Consider the following 15724-nt stretch of genomic DNA (forward strand, 5'->3'; position numbering starts at 1 on the left):
CTCCGCTTCCGGGCCCGCGTCACTGAAATCCAGTTCCATGGTTCGGCTCGGCTGCGTCAGCATGTGCGGCGTTGATGATCCTGAGGCTCTGTGGAGGAACCTGGTGGACGCGGGACACGAGCCGAGCCTGATTCTGCTGTGCGGACTCCCGGGTTCCGGGAAGACAACGCTGGCCAAGCGCCTGGCGGATGAGATTCCGGCTGTACGTCTGTGCCCGGACGAATGGATGGCGGACCTCGGCATCGACTTGTTCGACGCCCAGGCACGCGACCGTCTTGAGAAGCGGTTCTCCCAGCATGCGCGGGAGCTGTTGACGCTCGGACAGAGCGTCATCCTGGAGTTCGGCTTCTGGGCACGTTCCGAGCGGGACGAGAAGCGGCTCGGGGCGCGCGCACTCGGCGTTCCTGTCGAACTGCACCACCTTGCGGCGCCGATCGACGAGTTGTGCCGCCGCCTCGATGCCCGCAACGGGAGTGGTGAGCGGGGGACGGTCCCGATCACTCGCGAGATGCTTGAGGAGTACGCAGAACTCTTCGAAGCCCCGACCAGCGCCGAACTCGACCTGTTCGACGAGCCGCCTCCGGGGCGGAGGGGGTGACTGGGTTCGCCCGGTTCCGGTGCTCGACCCGGTGCGGCTGCGCCGCGAGCGGCGGTGCGAGCGGCGGCGCCCCGGAGGGGCTCAGCCGGGTAGCAGGTCCCATTCGTCGAGCTTGATCTTCACCTGGAGGTTGCGCTCCGCGTGCCAGAGCACCACACCAGCGATGCTGGTACCCACGACGGGCAGTTCCATTTTGTGCGGCATGGCAGTGATCTCGGCAAGGCCAAGTGCGTTGGGTACGCCGTCGATCAGGAGGAACACCCCGAACGGCTGGCGCCCGACGACTCGTCCGCTGACATGAGATCCAACGGGCAGCGCGAAGACGGTGGCCGGCCAGCTTTGCTCGATGGACTCAGGGGGCGGCACCTGAGAGCGGTCCGGCCAACTGAACTCGGGCATTGGCCAATCGTGACGAGTACGACGGGAGCTGTCGAGGGACCTCGAAGGCGCGACCACGCCACCCACAAGGAACACGGCAGCACGGTCGACAACCACACCATGGCCGCCGCGGCCCGCGCCCGGGACGGCCGGATCGTCACCGCGGTGAACACCGATCACTTCACTGGAGACCCCTGCGCGGAGCTGGTCCTGATCGGTACCGCCGCCGCCCAGGGTGTCTGTCAAAGGTCCCCACCTCCGAAATTTCGGAGGTGGGGACCTTTGACCGCTGTGCCCCCGGGGGGGCCACATGCAGATGGTTGCGGGACTGACCAGCAGTTTCTTGTTGGGCGGCTTATCGTCGAGGGGCGGTTCCGTCCTGCGGTGTGGGGTGCGGGTGTGCGATGAGCGACTCAGGTGTGGAGTCTGTCTCGAGCCGGGAGCCGCGCCGGGCCGAGGGGAGCGGGCCGTCTGACCTTGATGCCTGGTTGCGGCGGTGCTGCGCTCTGGTAGTCGCGGGGGTGGCGGCGTATGCCTCGTACGTTCATCAGCGGGAGTTCGCCCTGCAGGGCGGTGCGGATGAGGTGAGCGCATCACTGTGGCCGTTGTCAGTGGACGGGTTGTTGCTGCTGGCGACGGTCGGCCTGCTGAAGCCGTCGGGGCGGGGTGGCCGCCGCGCGCGGTACGCCGTGTGGCTGGCATTTCTGCTGGGGATCGCCGTTTCCCTGGCGGCCAATATCGCAGCCGCGCCTGCACTGGCCTGGAAGCCGGTGCTGGTGGCCGGGTGGCCGCCGGTCGCGCTGCTGCTCTCGGTGGAGTTGTTGGCGCATCGGCCGACTACACGGGTGGATTCGGAGCATCGTCTTGGAGGAAGCGCCGAGGCCGACAGGGACGGTGATCGGATTCTTGAGGAACCGCTGCTGGAGCGTGCCCGGCAGGTCGACGCCCAGCACCGGGAGCTACATCAGCGCCCGGTCTCGGCTGAGTCGCTGCGCAAGGAATTTCGGATCGGTGCGGATCGGTCGAGGCAGTTGGTGGCTCTGGTGCGTGCGAACCGTAATGGCAGCGTTCGAGGTTGAAAGCGTGTTGGGGCTGCGTCGTGATCACCCCAGAGGGCTGCACAGCTGACAGAGCTGCGACCGAGCGGACCGTCTTGGCATGCAACGGGCTGGCTGCTTCCACTTTGACCAGAGCGAAGCGTGACCGGCAGGACGCGGCCGGTCTGCCCGTCACGATTGCTGATGATCTCGTAGGTCGTCGGTTCGATTCCGACAGGGGGCTCCAATAGCATGGATAACCCGCCGCGAGGCCCGTGAGCTCGTAGTTTCGGCTACGGTCGCGGCCCGCGGCAGAGCCGCGGGGGCGGTGAGCCTCGATGAGGGCCGTCAGGGAGCCCCGCAAGGACGGTCCTCGTGCGATTGGTCTTGAGACGTGGGTGCGTCGCGGCTGTGCCTTGGTGGTCGCTTCGGTGGCCGCGTACGCCTCCTATGTTCATCAGCGGGAATTCGCCCTTCAGGGCGGGGCGGACGCCACGAGCGCCACGCTGTGGCCGCTGTCTGTCGACGGGTTGCTTCTGCTGGCAACGGTCGGCCTGCTGAAGCCTGCGCATCGAGCAATCGCATCCCGGGGCCCGCAGCAGCGTCGACTACCAGGGGGGTGGTTTCCTAAATTTGGGAAACCGCCCCCTCCGCGTTCTCACACTGCCCCGACGGCCTCAGAACAGGCGCGAGTGCGGGAGCGGGCGACACTGCTGCCGCGCCCCGACCATGGCGGTGTGTACCCCGACCGTCTGGGTTCTATCGGTCGTTGCAACACCTCAGCCCAGAGGTGGCAGTGGACAGTGCAGTTCGTACGACCCGAAAGTCCCAGGGCAACAGGCCGTTGGTTCAAGAACGGGACGCATACTTCCTGCTTGTGGATCAAGGAATGAGCTTTGCCGAGGCTGCCAGGGCCGTCGGCATCACCACCCGAACCGGCGAACGATGGCGTAACGGACGAGGTGCCTCGGGCCGGACCAGGGCATATCCACCGATCAATGCGGCACCTGTCGATGTATCGAGCGATCCCTCGCGCTATCTCCGCGAGGCCGACCGCGTCCACATAGCCGACCGGCTACTTGAGAAGGCCACCATCCGGGCGATCGCCGTCGAGCTGGGCCGAAGCCCGTCGACGATCAGCCGCGAAGTCCGCCGCAACGGCACCCTCCCGGCCGATGGCCGCTGGCACTACCGGCCCTACACCGCCCAGCGCCGCGCCGACGCCCGCCGGCCCCGCCCCAAGACCGGGAAGATCGGCCAGAACCCGGAACTGCACGACTTCATCCAGTCGCACCTGACCCTGCGCTGGAGCCCCGAGCAGATCTGTCACGCTCTGCGCAGACGCTTCGACCAGCGGCCGGACATGCACGTGAGCCACCAGACCATCTACCAGGCCCTTTACACTCAAGGCCGCACAGAACTCCGCCGCGAACTGACCCTGAGGTGCTCCGGTGTGGTGAAGGCAGTGTTGGACAGCCAGCCGCGCCGAAGCAGCGACCAGATGCCTTCGACGGGGTTGAGGTCGGGTGCGTAGGAGGGCAGCTGGTAGACGGTCAGCCAGTCCTGCCGGGCGATGAACTGTCGCATCCCGTAGGCAAGATGGACGTTCAGGTTGTCCCAGACGAGCACGATCGGCCCGCCGAGCTGGGCGTGCGCGGTGACGAGCAGGTCGCGGTAGTCGGTCCGGGCGAAGCTCTTGCGAGCGTCCCGTCGGCCGTCGTCGCGGCGGGGCCGGTAGATCAGCCGGGACCGTTGCCCTGGCTTGTAGCAGGTCAGTGCGGCGATCGAGATGCGGCGGCGGGAGCGACCTCGGACCCGGATGACGGGTGTCTGTCCGCGGCGGGCCCAGGTGCGGGCGATGGGCGGCGTCATCCCGTCCTCGAAGACGATCCAGGCGTCGAGCGCCGCCGCGGTCCTTCCACCTGCGGCCAGGTCTCCTTCACCCAGCCGGTGACCTTGTCTTCGTCGCGTTCGAGGGCCCGTCTGGCCGGCACCCGGCAGGAATACCCGTGTCGGATGAGCAGCTTGCGCACCCCTTGCAGTGTGTAGCTCTTGTGGAAGCGGCGTCCGATCACGGTCTTGATCCTTGAGAGCGTCTACCGCTGATCCGGCCAGCCGTGCGCGACCGGCCCCTTGGCCAAGTCCGCCTCCAGCTGGGCGAACTGGCTTTCACTCAGCCTGGGAGGCGAGGCCGAACCGGCCGACCGCAGAGCCCGTGGGCCACGCTTGTCCCAGGCCCGCCGCCACCGCTGAACCGACCGGACGCTGATCCTTAACTCCTTCGCGATCGCCGAACTCGGCTCACCAGAAGCGAACCGCTCGGCCGCCTTCATCCGAATCCCCTCGCGGAACTGCCTGCGCTCGCCCGACAGACCGCCGCCCTGCGCATACCTCATGACAACGGCGTACCGCGAGGATCAAGCCCTGTCAGTGGCTACGACAACCCGAGTTCAACCTCAGTATCAGGTCCGGTTCGGGGGAAAGTCGCGAGGAAAAGGACCTGCCCAGCAGGCACCTCGCCTTGCGGCCGACCCTACGTCCTGGCTGTTGACGCCTCCACCGTCGCTACGAAAGGAAGGCGGAACCCTTGCCTTCACCGCCATCGCCGCAACCCTCATATGCCGCCGCAGGCTCACCAACTGAAATGACGTCTCACCGCCGCGCCATATGAGCGTCCGCCGTCGGGGCCGGATCGGCGACATCGTTTGGCCGGTGGTCAGACACCGCCGGCTGACTCAACGAGCATGTCCTGAAGCTCCCGGCCGTTGTTCCTGCCCATGGGAACCCCTAAATTCGGCAGGAAAGATATCCTTGACATGGGGTAGTTCAACATTCTGTTGTGGTATCCGTGCGGCAGCGGCCTGCGTGCGCAATTGCTGATCCACTATAAAGTCAGTGTTGGTCGGGGTATTTTCTGTCAATCGCCACTGAAACTGCCCGCGAGGCTTATCCGCGCGGACTAGGTAGGAGCGGAATCCATGCGAGTCCAAAGCATTTTTTTCTCCGTCGGAAAGACCGCCGGTGCCGCCTTTAACTCGACCCAACCAATATCCTAGGTCATTGGAGGACCAACTGTCATTTATCTCTCTTGTGGCAGGCGGCAGGTACCCATGCTGTTCAGGGTGGGCGGAGTACCATGAATTGATGTTTTCTGTTTGATCTATGTTTCTGTGCGGCATTATCAAGCCTTTCATTCGGTTTGGATGGATTCTTTCACGTCGGTCGTTCCATTAGTTAAACGTAAACCGGCGCTGAACGGTTCATTTAGCCTCGATCTTTCGTGACGGTCCGTCGGTTTCTTCGGCGGGCCGTTTCGGTTGTTCGGGCTGGTGGTGGTCAGGATGATGGTCCGGCTCTCGCGTCGGGTGGGCTCCGGTTCCACGGCTCCGGTCGGGATGATGCTGCTCGCAGGGACGGGAACGTGCTGGTCAGCCCAGGTTCGGGAGAGCTTCAAGCCGTGCCAGGGCATCGGTGATCACGTCGGTCCAGGGTCAGTGGCGGGCGAACCTCAGGTGCCGGCGGCGGGCGGTCGTGACGATCTGGGCGGCAGCGGAAAAGAGTCGGAGTCGGAGACGTCGGGGCTCCCACCTGCGGGTTTTGCCGGTCAGAGCGAGCATCGGCATCCACGCGAGGAGGTCGAGGGCGATCTGGACGCTCTCCAGCCAGACCCGGTTCTGCGCAGTGTCATGCAGGGGCAGGTTGCGCAGGCCGGTAACGCGAGCGGTTCGGATGCGGTCCTCGGCTCTCGCGCGCTGGCGGTGCCGAAGTGCGAGTGCGGCGATCGGGGCGCCGGTGGTGTTGGTGGCGAACGCCGTGAGCCGCAGTCCGTCAGCATCGGTGAACCGCAACTGGGCACCGGGGTGCGGGCGTTCCTTGCGGACGATCAGCTGCATCCCCTGCGGCCAGCCCTTCAGGACGTCCCCGTCGAGCTCGGCGACCCAGGCGCCGTCGCGGATCTCACCTCCCGGTTGGATGGCCACCGTCCATGCGGCGGGCGAGATCTTGAAGACGGCCTGGTGGATGGCGTCGGTGATGGTCATGCCGACCGAGTACGACAGCCACCTTCCCTGCTGGGCGAGCCAGGCGACGAACTCGTGGGTGCCGCCGCCGGAGTCGGTGCGGATCAGCGTCTGGCGTCCTCGTCGGTACTTCTTCGGCAGCTGAGCCAGGGCGAGTCGGGCCGTGGTGATGTGGTCGGCGGCGGTGTTGCTACCCGCGTTCCCGGGCCGCAGCAGTGCGGCAGACCGGCTCCCCGCTGCCGCCGCTTCCGTGATCGACGAACCCCATCAGCGGGTGATGTCCGAAGGTCTTCTTCCAGGTCGCCGCCACGTCCTCCTTGTCGGAGTGGGCCAGTACCAGCACCCCGTCCAGGGCCACGATCACCTGCCCGGAGGCGTCCGGCGACGAGGCTCTAGCCAATTTCCATGCAGTCGCCGCCCAGCGCGACCGCCAGGGCCACATCCAGCAGAATCTTGCCCGGATCGTGCACCGTCCGAGCCTTCCGCCACGGCGCCAGCGCCGCGGATACCGCGATGTCCAGCCCGGCCTTGCGGGCGGTCTCGACCAGCAGCACGCCCCCGGCCTGGGACACCACCGCCCGGCCGCCGCCCTCGATGCGGACACGCGGGTACAACCCGATACGCTTGTCGGGTAGCCCCGGTGCGTTGCTGCACCAGGGCCCCCTCAGAACCGGACGTGCCCGATTTCCGGGCATCTCGGCTCAAGCAAGCCCTGGAGGCTCTCGGGTGTGCTGATTTCTCGCGCTGTCCGCCGTGTTGCTTCGGATGCACGAGGCGTGGGCGAGGCGGAGCTGCACCCCACCCGGCGTTCCTACTCCCTGATAGGCGATGTGACGTGCCTTCATCGCTGTCCGGGTGGTGCGGAGCCACTGCTCCCACCCGGTCGGGGACTGCGGAGACCGGTCGGCGTGCAGCAGCAGTTGGCCGCAGATCTGGCAGCGGCCCTTCTGCTCCTGCAGGAGTCGCAGGGTCGCCCGGTCCAGAGGGAGCGGGGCGGCCCTTCGTCGCCGCTGGGCCCAGTAGTCGGTCAGGGCCGGGTCGTCCGGGGACGCCGTGCCCTTGACCAGTTGGTGCCGGATGATTTTCGTCCAGGCGAACTTGATGAGGTAGGCGCCGGTCTCCCGGTCGCCGAACACCCATCGGTCCTGCCTGACCGTGTTGAAGCGGCCGAAGTACCGGTCAACGATCCAGTGCCTCGACTTCTTCGGGTGCCTGGGCAGCGCCCACCGGTAGGTGAGCTGCCACAAGTAGCTGTCCAGGGAGGCAAATATGTCCTTGGACACCACTGTCCGGTAGTAGGCCGACCAGCCGCGGACGATCGGATTGATCGTCCGCAGCATCGCGAGGGGAGGAGCGCCGCGAAGGGCACGGACCTCCCTTCGTAGCCGTTCCCGGATCCGCTTGACGGCCGTCGTGCTCGGTTTGATCAGCAGCTTGCCGCTTCGATAGCGGCGCACGTTGAATCCGAGGAAGTCGAAGCCGGTCTCCGCGTGGACGATGCGTGTCTTGTCCTCGTTGAAGACCAGCCCCCTCGGCGCAAGCCATGCGGCAAGCCGCGCCTTGACCTGGTCAGCCGCTTCGCGGCTGTGGCACATGGCCACCAGATCGTCGGCGTATCTGACCACGACCGCGCTGTCGGGCATGCTCTGACCGGCACGGGGCCCGGCCGGGTAGTAACGCACGCCCGCGGCCGCCTCCATCCCTTGGAGAGCGACGTTCAGGAGCACGGGGCTGATCACCCCGCCCTGGGGCGTCCCCTCCTGGGTCGGGGTGAACCGGCCGCGTTCGACCACGCCGGCCTTCAGCCACTGCCGCACCATGTCCCGGGCGGGAAAGGTGCCGAGCTGGGCGAGAAGGTGGTCGTGGTCGATGCGGTCGAACGCCGCCGCCAGGTCAGCGTCCAGGATCCACACGCGCCCGGGGTTCTTCCCGTTCAGCGTGTTGTAGATGACCCCGATCGCGTCATGACAGCCCCGGCCCGGGCGGAAGCCGTACGACCTCGCCTCGAACCGGGCCTCCCACTCGGGCTCCAGCGCGTTCGCCGCCCGGGCCTGATGGCACCGGTCGATGATCACGGGAATGCCGAGCGGGCGGCGCTTTCGCCCCGATCCGTTCTTCGGGATGAACACCCGCCGGACCGGACGGGCCCGCCAACTGCTGGCGCGCTGCTGGATGAAGCGCGCCAGTTCGGCCTTGCCCGGGGCGGTGAGCACGACCTGCCCGTCCACCCCTGCTGTCTTTCGTCCGGCATTGATCTCCGTCGCCCGCCGCACGCTGACCAGCGTGTTGGAAAGGCTCCGGAGCATCAGCTTCTGCAGGTTCCTGACCTTGGCCAGGTCCCCGTCCCTCGATGCCGTGAAGATGCGCTGGCGCAGTCGACGTACGTTCTCCTGCGCGCGGTCCCAGTCGATGCTGTCCCAATCCGCGAAGAAGCCGCCCTCCGGTCCGTTCACCCCGACTACCGCCGGGGCGTCCAACTTGTCCTTCGGTACTGCCGCTGTTGCCATCGTCCCTCCCCACAGGCTCACCCGGCTCACGTCTGCGTCCTTTCGGACCCGGGCAACAAAGCCCGGTATCCGGCGAGTTGGCCGGGACCGCAGCGGAGAGTCCGCCGCACGTGCCGTCCCGGTTTCCCCTGGCCTTTCGGCCCACCGGCCTTCGCTTCTTGAGCCGTCCTGTCCCGCCGGAGACGTCAGCCTTCCTCACGGTCGGCCCACCGCCGCCCTGTCTGGGCGACGGCCTCCGTCGGGGTTTCCACGTTCCGCGCATGCGAGATGCGGCCGGGGTGGGCGCCCTCTATGCCCCGGGGCGGCGGTGTCCACCCGGGCGGCGTGAAACATCCGCCCGGCGCCTGCCGCCTTGCAGCGGCCCGCCCTTTACCCCGCTCCCGCGTCCCACCGGCGGGGGCTTCTCTCACGAGGCGTCATCGAGGGTTCACTGGTGTTCGCCCGTCCGGCCTTCCCCTTGCCTGTCACCCCCGGGTGGAACGGAGGTCCTTGGGCTTCTTCCTGGAGCTTCGCACCCCACCGTTGCCAGCGACGCACGTCCAGGCGGGGACGGGTCATCGGACACGAACCCGGGACTACCCTGTCATCGGCGACACCGCCGACCCCCTCTCCAAGAGCATCCACTCAACACACGCGACCTCGTGTCGCACCTTCACCTGAGAAGTGCTTCTTTCCACGGCACGATCTGGACCCTCGACAAGTCCTATCGCTGCAGGCCAGGAGCACTTCTCGCGTTTGTGATCAAGTCTCAGACAGTCCACCTCGTGAAAGCCCGAGACTAGGTTTCTCGGCGTTCCGGTGCTTCCGCATGATGGCTTCGGCCCGTACGCCTCGCGCGTACGCGGCCGGACCTGTCACCGATCCGGCCGCGTACGGCCTGAGAATCCTGAGAACACGGTGACCACCACACCCCTCTCGTCGACTCCGCCCGTCCCGCCGACTGCACCGGTTGGGCCGGACAACTCTGCAACCGTGAGCCCCGCGAGGTTCTCGGGAAGCCCAGGCCACTCGCTCGACAGGCCTAGCCGAAGTGCGCGGCGATGCGACGCCCAGGCCGTGTCAGGGTCGCGAGGGCAGTGCGGACGTGGTCGGGAAGCCGCACCCGATAGCGAGCGGGTGGCGCTCGGCCGCACGAAGCCGTGCAGGAGGGGCGCTTTGCGCGCGAGATCCTGCGCAAGCCCGAGCGTCCTTCTTCTCAGGGGTGAAGTGAGGGGGGGCGCTCCGACGTGCTGCCGGCGAAACTCTTGAGTCCAAGGACCGTTCGGCAACGGGTGTCCGGCACAGGGCGCAAATGTGTGAGGGCTGATGGGAAGAACATCAGCCCTCAGCGTCCAGAGTCCCGCTGGACACTGTCTGCCCACGGGATGGCGGGTGGTGGACAGACACACTCGGCATGTCCTCAAGGTGACCGCCGATTCCCGCGGCCGATGCGCCGGGGGCTCTTCACATCTCACTACGGTGCGGAGGCGAAAGGGGTTCACACCTCGTGTGCAGGCGTCGAGTCGAGAAGGTCTCTGAAGCGGCGGGCAAAGAGATGGGCGTCACCGGGCCAGCGCGCCGACACGTAGTTGCCGTGTTGCACGACGAACGCTGCTGAATCGTCGGTCGCGGTTCCACGCTCGAACAAGACACGATCTCCTCGGTGGAACTGATTCTCGGGGTCGTCGAGTGCGGCCTTGACCTCGTCCTCGACATAGGCGGGAGACGTTCGGTAATACCTCCCGAGCCGCCACGCGGTCGCGAGGAAGGCGGCTCGTTCCATGTACTTGGGAAGGCACGTGGTCCGTCGGCGGGCCAGGACGCTGCGCTGAGTCGTGGAGTGCGTTGTTCGCGCCAGTAGCAGGACACCGTGGCAGATGGCACCCACCGGCCGGTTCAGCGACCAGAACTCCGTAACCTTCTCCTGCAGCGATGCGGATTCGAGGTATTGCCGCATTCCGGGTGCGTGCCCGCCGGGCAGGAGAAGTCCATCAAATTCGCCGGGTACGATATCAGCCCAACCGAGCGTGGAGACGAATTCCTTGCACCGCGTCATGTGATTATAAAGAGCTTTGGCGTCAGAGCTGGCTCCCATCCGGCCAAATAGCACGCCTGTCAGCAGCCGCGGATCGGCTGCGGGTATGGTCCCCGCGTGCTCAGTGGCGAAAGTGACCTCATGACCGGCGTCCGTGAGGATGTGCCAGGGTACGGCGACCTCTGTCACATCGAAGTCACGGTCGGGGAGTGGAACAAGCACGCGCATGGGGAGTGCCTCGCAGCGGATTGGTGATCGATCACGGACATCTTCTGTGAGGACCCTCAGTGGGCCTTCCGGCAGGCCTGCCTGACACTGGCGGGGACGCGGCCACGGCCATGACCGGAATATTGTTATCACGGGCCCATGCACGTAGATCCTCAGTGCTGGGTTCCTCTTGCGAAGACGTGGAAACGGGTGCCGTTCTCTTGGTTCGTCCAAGTTTGCGTCCCTTGCCAATGAAGGGTTCAAGCGCTTCGAACAGCTTGTCATAGTTCTCTGAAACGAGGTCGATCTCATAGTTGATCCCGTTCAGCGAGAAAGAGTGCGTCTGCACTTCTTTGGATTCTTCGCTGGTCAGGTCGTCGGTGTACTTTTGGGCCATGACTGGATGCTACACATTCCCCCTCGGCGGCGCTCGGTTTTCACTCGGCAGGCTATATCTACCGAAGGAGCCGATGAAAGTGGTCGGCCGAGGCGGCCGTCCGAAGAGGCACGCTCCGTATGAACCCCGATGCGGTGGGCGCTCAGTCGAGCAGGCGCACGTGTCACATCTGCGTATCGGTGGCCGAATTCCAGAACGGTTGGCCGGGCGGAGCCGTGTCCGAGGTATCGGCGTTCTGCAGAATGCGGAACTTGACACCGTCTACCTTCGCAGGGAGGCGCGCGTGTCTCTCACTCGCAGTACACTCTTTGTCGCGGTTGCCACGGCTGCTGCCCTGGTGCTGACTTCCTCCGGTGGCGGCGATGAGACGGAAGGGACCGAAAGCCCATATACCTTTTCAGCGAAGATCTACAGCCTGGTGACACGAGCGGCCAAGGGGTGAACAAGATCTGGTTCGGCGTTGATCCTGCTGGCCAGCACGCTGGCCAGGATGCCGAGATCCCCTGATCGGTTGGGGAGCCGGGCGTATTCCGACGGCTCCGAGTCCGGCGTACGAATTCGGCTGAGGCGACCTGGCATGGGTTGCGAGGATGTCGGCGAGCCTCTCCGGCTGCTGACGGGTGTGTCGAACGATCTGCCTGCACAGAACTTCGAGGCCACTGTGGCCCCGCGCAACCGAGCCGGCTCGTCCGCGGCCGGATCGGTTGCGTCCGGTCGAGCCGGACTCCAGAGGAGGCGCACCCGGACCCCGTGCCAGGGGTTCGAGAGGTGGGAGTGCTCGACCACCCGTGATACCTGCCACGAGCGGGCCATCTTCACTGTGCACCTCAATCCGGACCTGCATCAGGTGGAAGACCTCACTGACTCACGGCGTCGGACAGCAGGGAGTCATGCGCGGTGAGTCGTTCTCTCAGCACCGTGACGGCCGCCTCTCTCGACAAGCTCATCATGAACTGCTCGTGGGCCTGGCGTTGCACATCGGCGACCAGGACGACGGGCTCACAATTTTGCAAGGCGTGCAGAACGGCCGACGTCGCAGCGGCTCTGGCGCGACGTTGATCGTGATCCGAGGTAGCAATATCACGTTTTTTCTCTTCCAGGGCGGCGGCCCGCCGAGTCACCAACAACTGCACTAGCTCTGTCCAGCCCAAGCGATACATATATCTAACTACGGCTCCGGGCGCCGTTCGGGTCAAGGTGTTCCCGTCGTCATCTTGGGTGGGATGCGAACCAATTTCAGAACTGATAAGAGTTTAGACCGGGTCTAATTTTTTAACTCGCTCTACGGCGGTTACGGACATTGCTGACCTTGAATGCGTGATGTCGTAATGGCAGTGAGGGAACGAGTCCGGTGCCGGTGAGGCAGCCGTCGAGGACGTTGTTGCGGTACTGGAGCTGCCGCAGGCCCCGCTTGACGGCGGTGATGAGGTCGGCGGGGTCGGCGAAGGCGCGGTTGGCCGGGGTGGTTCGCCGCAGGATGGACCAGATGCCTTCGACCGGGTTGAGATCGGGTGCGTAAAAGGGCAGCTGGTAGACGGTGAGCCAGTCACGGTCGGCGATATAACGGCGCATGTCGGCTGCCAGGCGGGTGTTGAGGATGCCCCTATGTTGCGTCAAGCGTCAGTAGACGAGGCATCGAGGGCCAGTGTCCGCTGGATCTGACCGTAGACCTCGCGAGCGACGTATCGTTTGAGACAACGGATGATCTCGCGTTTCGACTTGCCTTGCTTCGTGCGTCGTTCGAGGTAGAGACGTGTGCGCGTGTCACGGCGAAGGCGAGTGACGACGATGCGGTAGTGGGCGGCGTTGGCCTGCCGGTTTCCTCCATGGTTCAGCCTCCGGCGCTGGGTCTTCCCGGAGGACTGCTCAACGGGACTGACGCCGCAGAGAGCCGCGAACGATGCCTCGCTGGCCAGCCGTTCGGGGTTGTCGCCGACAGTGATCAGCAGGGCAGCGGCGCTGTCGGGCCCAACCCCGATGATGTCCAGAAGCTCCGGTCGGCACTGACCGACGGCCTTGGTGACCCGGCGGGCGAGTTCTTTCACCTCGGCGGTCAGCTGCTGGATGCGCCGGGCCAGCAGACGGAGCGTGAAAACGGCGGCATCGCCGGCGTCGGGAAGATCGGCGAACGTGGCTATCAGGGCCGTATTGCTGAGGCCGGACAGTGAACCGCTCCGGGACAGTCCGGAGCCTCCATCAGACCCGGAGCGGTTTACTGGGCGTCGCGGTCCGAGTGCTGCTTGCCCTCGATTGTCTTGGCGCCGGCCTGCAGGCTGAAGCCCTCCGCACGCAGCAGGTCCCCGACCGTGTCCGCGCTCACCCGGTGTCCCTGACGCGTGAGCACGGCCGCGAGGTTTCTGGTCGACTTCACCGTCCAGCGCAGCGCAGACATCGGGTCACCCCGTTCGTCGGGTTCCACCAGCGCCAGCAGCGCGGGCCGCAGACCCGGATCAAGATCTGCGGATCTCTTGCGTCCTCCACCGGGCCTGCGTACCCGGCCCAGAGGTTCCTCGCCGGCCTCCAGTTCGTCCACGCCTTTGCGGACCGTCGTTTCGCTGACCTGGGCCGCCCGGGCGACCGCCCGGATACCGCCGTGGCCCAGGATCCGGGCCTCGGCCCCATCATCAGCCGCCGCTGCCGTTCATCGAGGTGCGGGAACAACACCTCGAACAGCACAACGAGTTGACCGCGGACCTCGTCGGAGACGCTCATACCACAGCAACGAGCCGCATCACGGGAAGCCAAAGTAACTCAAAACGCCACATTCCAAACGCCAGGCCGCATGAACCACGCGCGCAGGGCCGCGTGATGGCACGAGATACACCGATGCCGAGAACGACCTCTGAAATCGAGGGGCCGTGGCACCACGCCCCTACCCCGAAAGGACTCTTGTTGCATGGAGGACGTTTGAAAAGCCAGTCAGTGATTCCTAATGCCGTTTGTCAAGCCGCGAGCGGGGTGGGTGGCGTCGGCTCGTAGCACCGCTCATCGCGCAGAAGAGCCCAGAGGACGTTGACGCGACGACGGGCGAGCGCGAGGACGGCCTGGGTGTGTCGTTTCCCCTCGGCTCGTTTGCGGTCATAGAACCGTCGGGATTCCTCGCACTTTCGGATGCTGAACAGCGCGGAGGTGTAGAGGACCCGCTGGAGGCGCCGGTTGTATCGCTGCGGGCGCCGGAGGTTGCCGCTGATCTTGCCGGAGTCGCGGGGAACGGGTGCGACGCCGCCGAAGCCGGCGAGGCGGTCCGGGGTGCCGAAGACGGCCATGTCGCCGCCGGTGGCCGCGAGGAACTCGGCGCCGAGGATGACGCCCAGGCCGGGCATGCTGGTGATCACTTCGAAGTGCCGGTGGTCGCGAAACCGGACCTCGATCAGTTTGTCGAGCTCGGCGACCTGCTGGTTGAGGGTCATCACCTCCTTGGCCAGCGTGTGGACCATCTGGGCGGTCAGCTTCTCGCCGGGCAGGCTGGTGTGCTGGCGATCGGCGGCCTGGACGGCTGTCTCGGCGAGCTGATCGGCGCTGCGGACCTTGCGGTTGCGGAGCCAGGTCTCCAGCCGCTTGGCACCGAACCTGCGAATGGCGGCTGGTGTCTGGTAGCCGGTCAGCAGGGTGAGTGGACCAGTGTTGGTGAGGTCCAGGGCCCGCTCCAGGCCAGGGAAGATGCCGGTGAGTTGGGCGCGGAGCCGATTGACGGTGCGGGTGCGGTCGGCGACCAGGTCCATGCGGCGGCCGGTGAGGATCTTGAGGTCGGTGACGGTCTCGCCGCCGGTGCGTAAGGGGTGCAGATCGCGCCGGATACGGACCTGGTCGGCAATGATGGCTGCGTCCTTGGCGTCAGTCTTGCCTTCGCCGCGGTAGCTCTCGGAGGCGCGGTGGATGGCTCGGCCGGAGATGTAGTGCACCGGCTGATCGTGGTTGAAGAGGATCGCGATGGCCAGCGCGGCTCCGCCGTCGGCCAGGTCAATGCCCCAGGTCACCTCATCACCCAAGTCCAATACATCGGCCAGGAGTTGGATGATCTCGGGTTCGTCGTTCGCGACGCGTCGGGACAGCAGCCGACGGCCGCTCTCGTCGATCGCGACGCAGTGGTGGTGGGTCTTGCCTGCGTCGATGCCGGCCCAGATAGCGGCCATGTGGTGCCTCCATGCGGTGGTGTTGCTGGTGCCTCCCGACGGACGACCTCGCTGTCGATTCCCTACGGAGCGATCATTCGCAATTCCTAATTGGCAGCCGAGTCGTCGTGGGGCGTCGGGCAGCCAATCAGTGGAAGCCACAAGCGACAGAACTTTGAAAGCCACACCCGACGCCCCTGGGTGGGCCAACCATACGAAGGGCTCGCCCAGTCCCAGAGAAGAACGTAGGGAGCCTCTTTCATCCTGAGGTCTGAGGTGTGAAACAGGCTGGTCAGCGTGGTGGTGACGTGGCGAAGCCCCTCGTTGGCTACGGCGACGGAAATCGGGCTCTGGCACAGATCTTGGGCTCTGTCGCTGATTTGGGGGTAGGTGACGATCAAGGTGACAGGAGGATGCGGCGTCGTAGGAGGTCGAAGTTGGCCCGGCCGTACATC

The 15724-nt window shown here is 65.8% G+C and carries 11 protein-coding genes and 6 pseudogenes; 6 read left to right on the plus strand and 11 right to left on the minus strand.

What is annotated here, in order from left to right; all coding sequences use genetic code 11:
• The first annotated feature begins 103 nt into the window (after positions 1-103).
• Positions 104-598: a P-loop nucleotide/nucleoside kinase family protein gene (locus ACZ5VQ_RS20510; RefSeq protein ID WP_469106121.1), complete on the plus strand. Its 495-nt coding sequence runs from the start codon at positions 104-106 to the stop codon at positions 596-598.
• A gap of 81 nt (positions 599-679) precedes the next feature.
• Here ACZ5VQ_RS20510 and ACZ5VQ_RS20515 read toward each other — a convergent pair whose 3' ends face one another.
• Complete coding sequence (locus tag ACZ5VQ_RS20515; protein WP_469106122.1) at positions 680-997, minus strand: S1 domain-containing protein; 318 nt, start codon at positions 995-997, stop codon at positions 680-682.
• 87 nt (positions 998-1084) lie between these two features.
• On the opposite strand from ACZ5VQ_RS20515, the pseudogene ACZ5VQ_RS20520 reads away from it, so the two are divergent.
• The 4 genes and pseudogenes from ACZ5VQ_RS20520 to ACZ5VQ_RS20535 all read left to right on the plus strand — a co-directional run.
• A pseudogene (locus tag ACZ5VQ_RS20520) lies at positions 1085-1213 on the plus strand (cytidine deaminase); the annotation flags it as partial.
• Between the two features lie 284 nt (positions 1214-1497).
• Complete coding sequence (locus tag ACZ5VQ_RS20525) at positions 1498-2055, plus strand: DUF2637 domain-containing protein (protein WP_469106123.1); 558 nt, start codon at positions 1498-1500, stop codon at positions 2053-2055.
• Positions 2056-2351: 296 nt separating this feature from the next.
• Positions 2352-2906, plus strand: a complete 555-nt coding sequence (locus ACZ5VQ_RS20530; protein ID WP_469106124.1) for a DUF2637 domain-containing protein — start codon at positions 2352-2354, stop codon at positions 2904-2906.
• Positions 2810-3451 (plus strand): annotated as a pseudogene (locus tag ACZ5VQ_RS20535) (transposase); the annotation flags it as partial. The gene ACZ5VQ_RS20530 and the pseudogene ACZ5VQ_RS20535, both read left to right, overlap by 97 nt.
• On the opposite strand, the pseudogene ACZ5VQ_RS20540 reads toward ACZ5VQ_RS20535, so the two are convergent.
• The 5 genes and pseudogenes from ACZ5VQ_RS20540 to ACZ5VQ_RS20560 form a co-directional block, all read right to left on the minus strand.
• Positions 3433-4409, minus strand: a pseudogene (locus ACZ5VQ_RS20540) (IS630 family transposase); the annotation flags it as partial. The pseudogenes ACZ5VQ_RS20535 and ACZ5VQ_RS20540 sit on opposite strands and share 19 nt — an antisense overlap.
• 1032 nt (positions 4410-5441) lie before the next feature.
• Positions 5442-6652 (minus strand): annotated as a pseudogene (locus tag ACZ5VQ_RS20545) (IS1380 family transposase).
• Positions 6653-6733: 81 nt separating this feature from the next.
• On the minus strand, positions 6734-8539 hold the full coding sequence (gene ltrA / locus ACZ5VQ_RS20550; RefSeq protein ID WP_469106125.1) for a group II intron reverse transcriptase/maturase: 1806 nt from the start codon (positions 8537-8539) through the stop codon (positions 6734-6736).
• Positions 8540-10016: 1477 nt separating this feature from the next.
• Positions 10017-10781, minus strand: coding sequence for a type 1 glutamine amidotransferase domain-containing protein (locus ACZ5VQ_RS20555; protein WP_469106126.1), 765 nt, complete (start codon positions 10779-10781; stop codon positions 10017-10019).
• A 31-nt stretch (positions 10782-10812) separates the two neighbouring features.
• Positions 10813-11157: a histone-like nucleoid-structuring protein Lsr2 gene (locus ACZ5VQ_RS20560; RefSeq protein ID WP_469106127.1), complete on the minus strand. Its 345-nt coding sequence runs from the start codon at positions 11155-11157 to the stop codon at positions 10813-10815.
• A 387-nt stretch (positions 11158-11544) separates the two neighbouring features.
• Between ACZ5VQ_RS20560 and ACZ5VQ_RS20565 the strand changes: the two genes are divergently transcribed.
• Positions 11545-11664, plus strand: coding sequence for a hypothetical protein (locus ACZ5VQ_RS20565; protein WP_469106150.1), 120 nt, complete (start codon positions 11545-11547; stop codon positions 11662-11664).
• A gap of 350 nt (positions 11665-12014) precedes the next feature.
• On the opposite strand, the gene ACZ5VQ_RS20570 is transcribed toward ACZ5VQ_RS20565, so the two are convergent.
• The 5 genes and pseudogenes from ACZ5VQ_RS20570 to ACZ5VQ_RS20590 all read right to left on the minus strand — a co-directional run bounded on the left by ACZ5VQ_RS20570 (position 12015) and on the right by ACZ5VQ_RS20590 (position 15290).
• Entirely contained in the window at positions 12015-12308 is a 294-nt protein-coding gene (locus tag ACZ5VQ_RS20570) for a hypothetical protein (RefSeq protein WP_469106128.1), read from the minus strand.
• Positions 12309-12429: 121 nt separating this feature from the next.
• Positions 12430-12729, minus strand: a complete 300-nt coding sequence (locus ACZ5VQ_RS20575; RefSeq protein ID WP_469106129.1) for a transposase — start codon at positions 12727-12729, stop codon at positions 12430-12432.
• Positions 12730-12770: 41 nt separating this feature from the next.
• A pseudogene (locus ACZ5VQ_RS20580) lies at positions 12771-13322 on the minus strand (transposase); the annotation flags it as partial.
• Positions 13323-13372: 50 nt separating this feature from the next.
• Positions 13373-13869: pseudogene (locus tag ACZ5VQ_RS20585) on the minus strand (ISAzo13-like element transposase-related protein); the annotation flags it as partial.
• Positions 13870-14099: 230 nt separating this feature from the next.
• Positions 14100-15290, minus strand: coding sequence for an IS110 family RNA-guided transposase (locus ACZ5VQ_RS20590; protein WP_469106130.1), 1191 nt, complete (start codon positions 15288-15290; stop codon positions 14100-14102).
• Between the last annotated feature and the right edge of the window lie 434 nt (positions 15291-15724).

Source organism: Streptomyces sp. NPDC033178, assembly GCF_055577685.1.

Coding starts and splice junctions, on each gene's coding strand:
- ACZ5VQ_RS20555 (WP_469106126.1), bottom strand. CDS start 10,781: ATGCGCGTGCTTGTTCCACTCCCCGACCGTGACTTCGATGTGACAGAG.
- ltrA (WP_469106125.1), bottom strand. CDS start 8,539: ATGGCAACAGCGGCAGTACCGAAGGACAAGTTGGACGCCCCGGCGGTA.
- ACZ5VQ_RS20560 (WP_469106127.1), bottom strand. CDS start 11,157: ATGGCCCAAAAGTACACCGACGACCTGACCAGCGAAGAATCCAAAGAA.
- ACZ5VQ_RS20590 (WP_469106130.1), bottom strand. CDS start 15,290: ATGGCCGCTATCTGGGCCGGCATCGACGCAGGCAAGACCCACCACCAC.
- ACZ5VQ_RS20515 (WP_469106122.1), bottom strand. CDS start 997: ATGCCCGAGTTCAGTTGGCCGGACCGCTCTCAGGTGCCGCCCCCTGAG.
- ACZ5VQ_RS20530 (WP_469106124.1), top strand. CDS start 2,352: ATGAGGGCCGTCAGGGAGCCCCGCAAGGACGGTCCTCGTGCGATTGGT.
- ACZ5VQ_RS20575 (WP_469106129.1), bottom strand. CDS start 12,729: ATGCGCCGTTATATCGCCGACCGTGACTGGCTCACCGTCTACCAGCTG.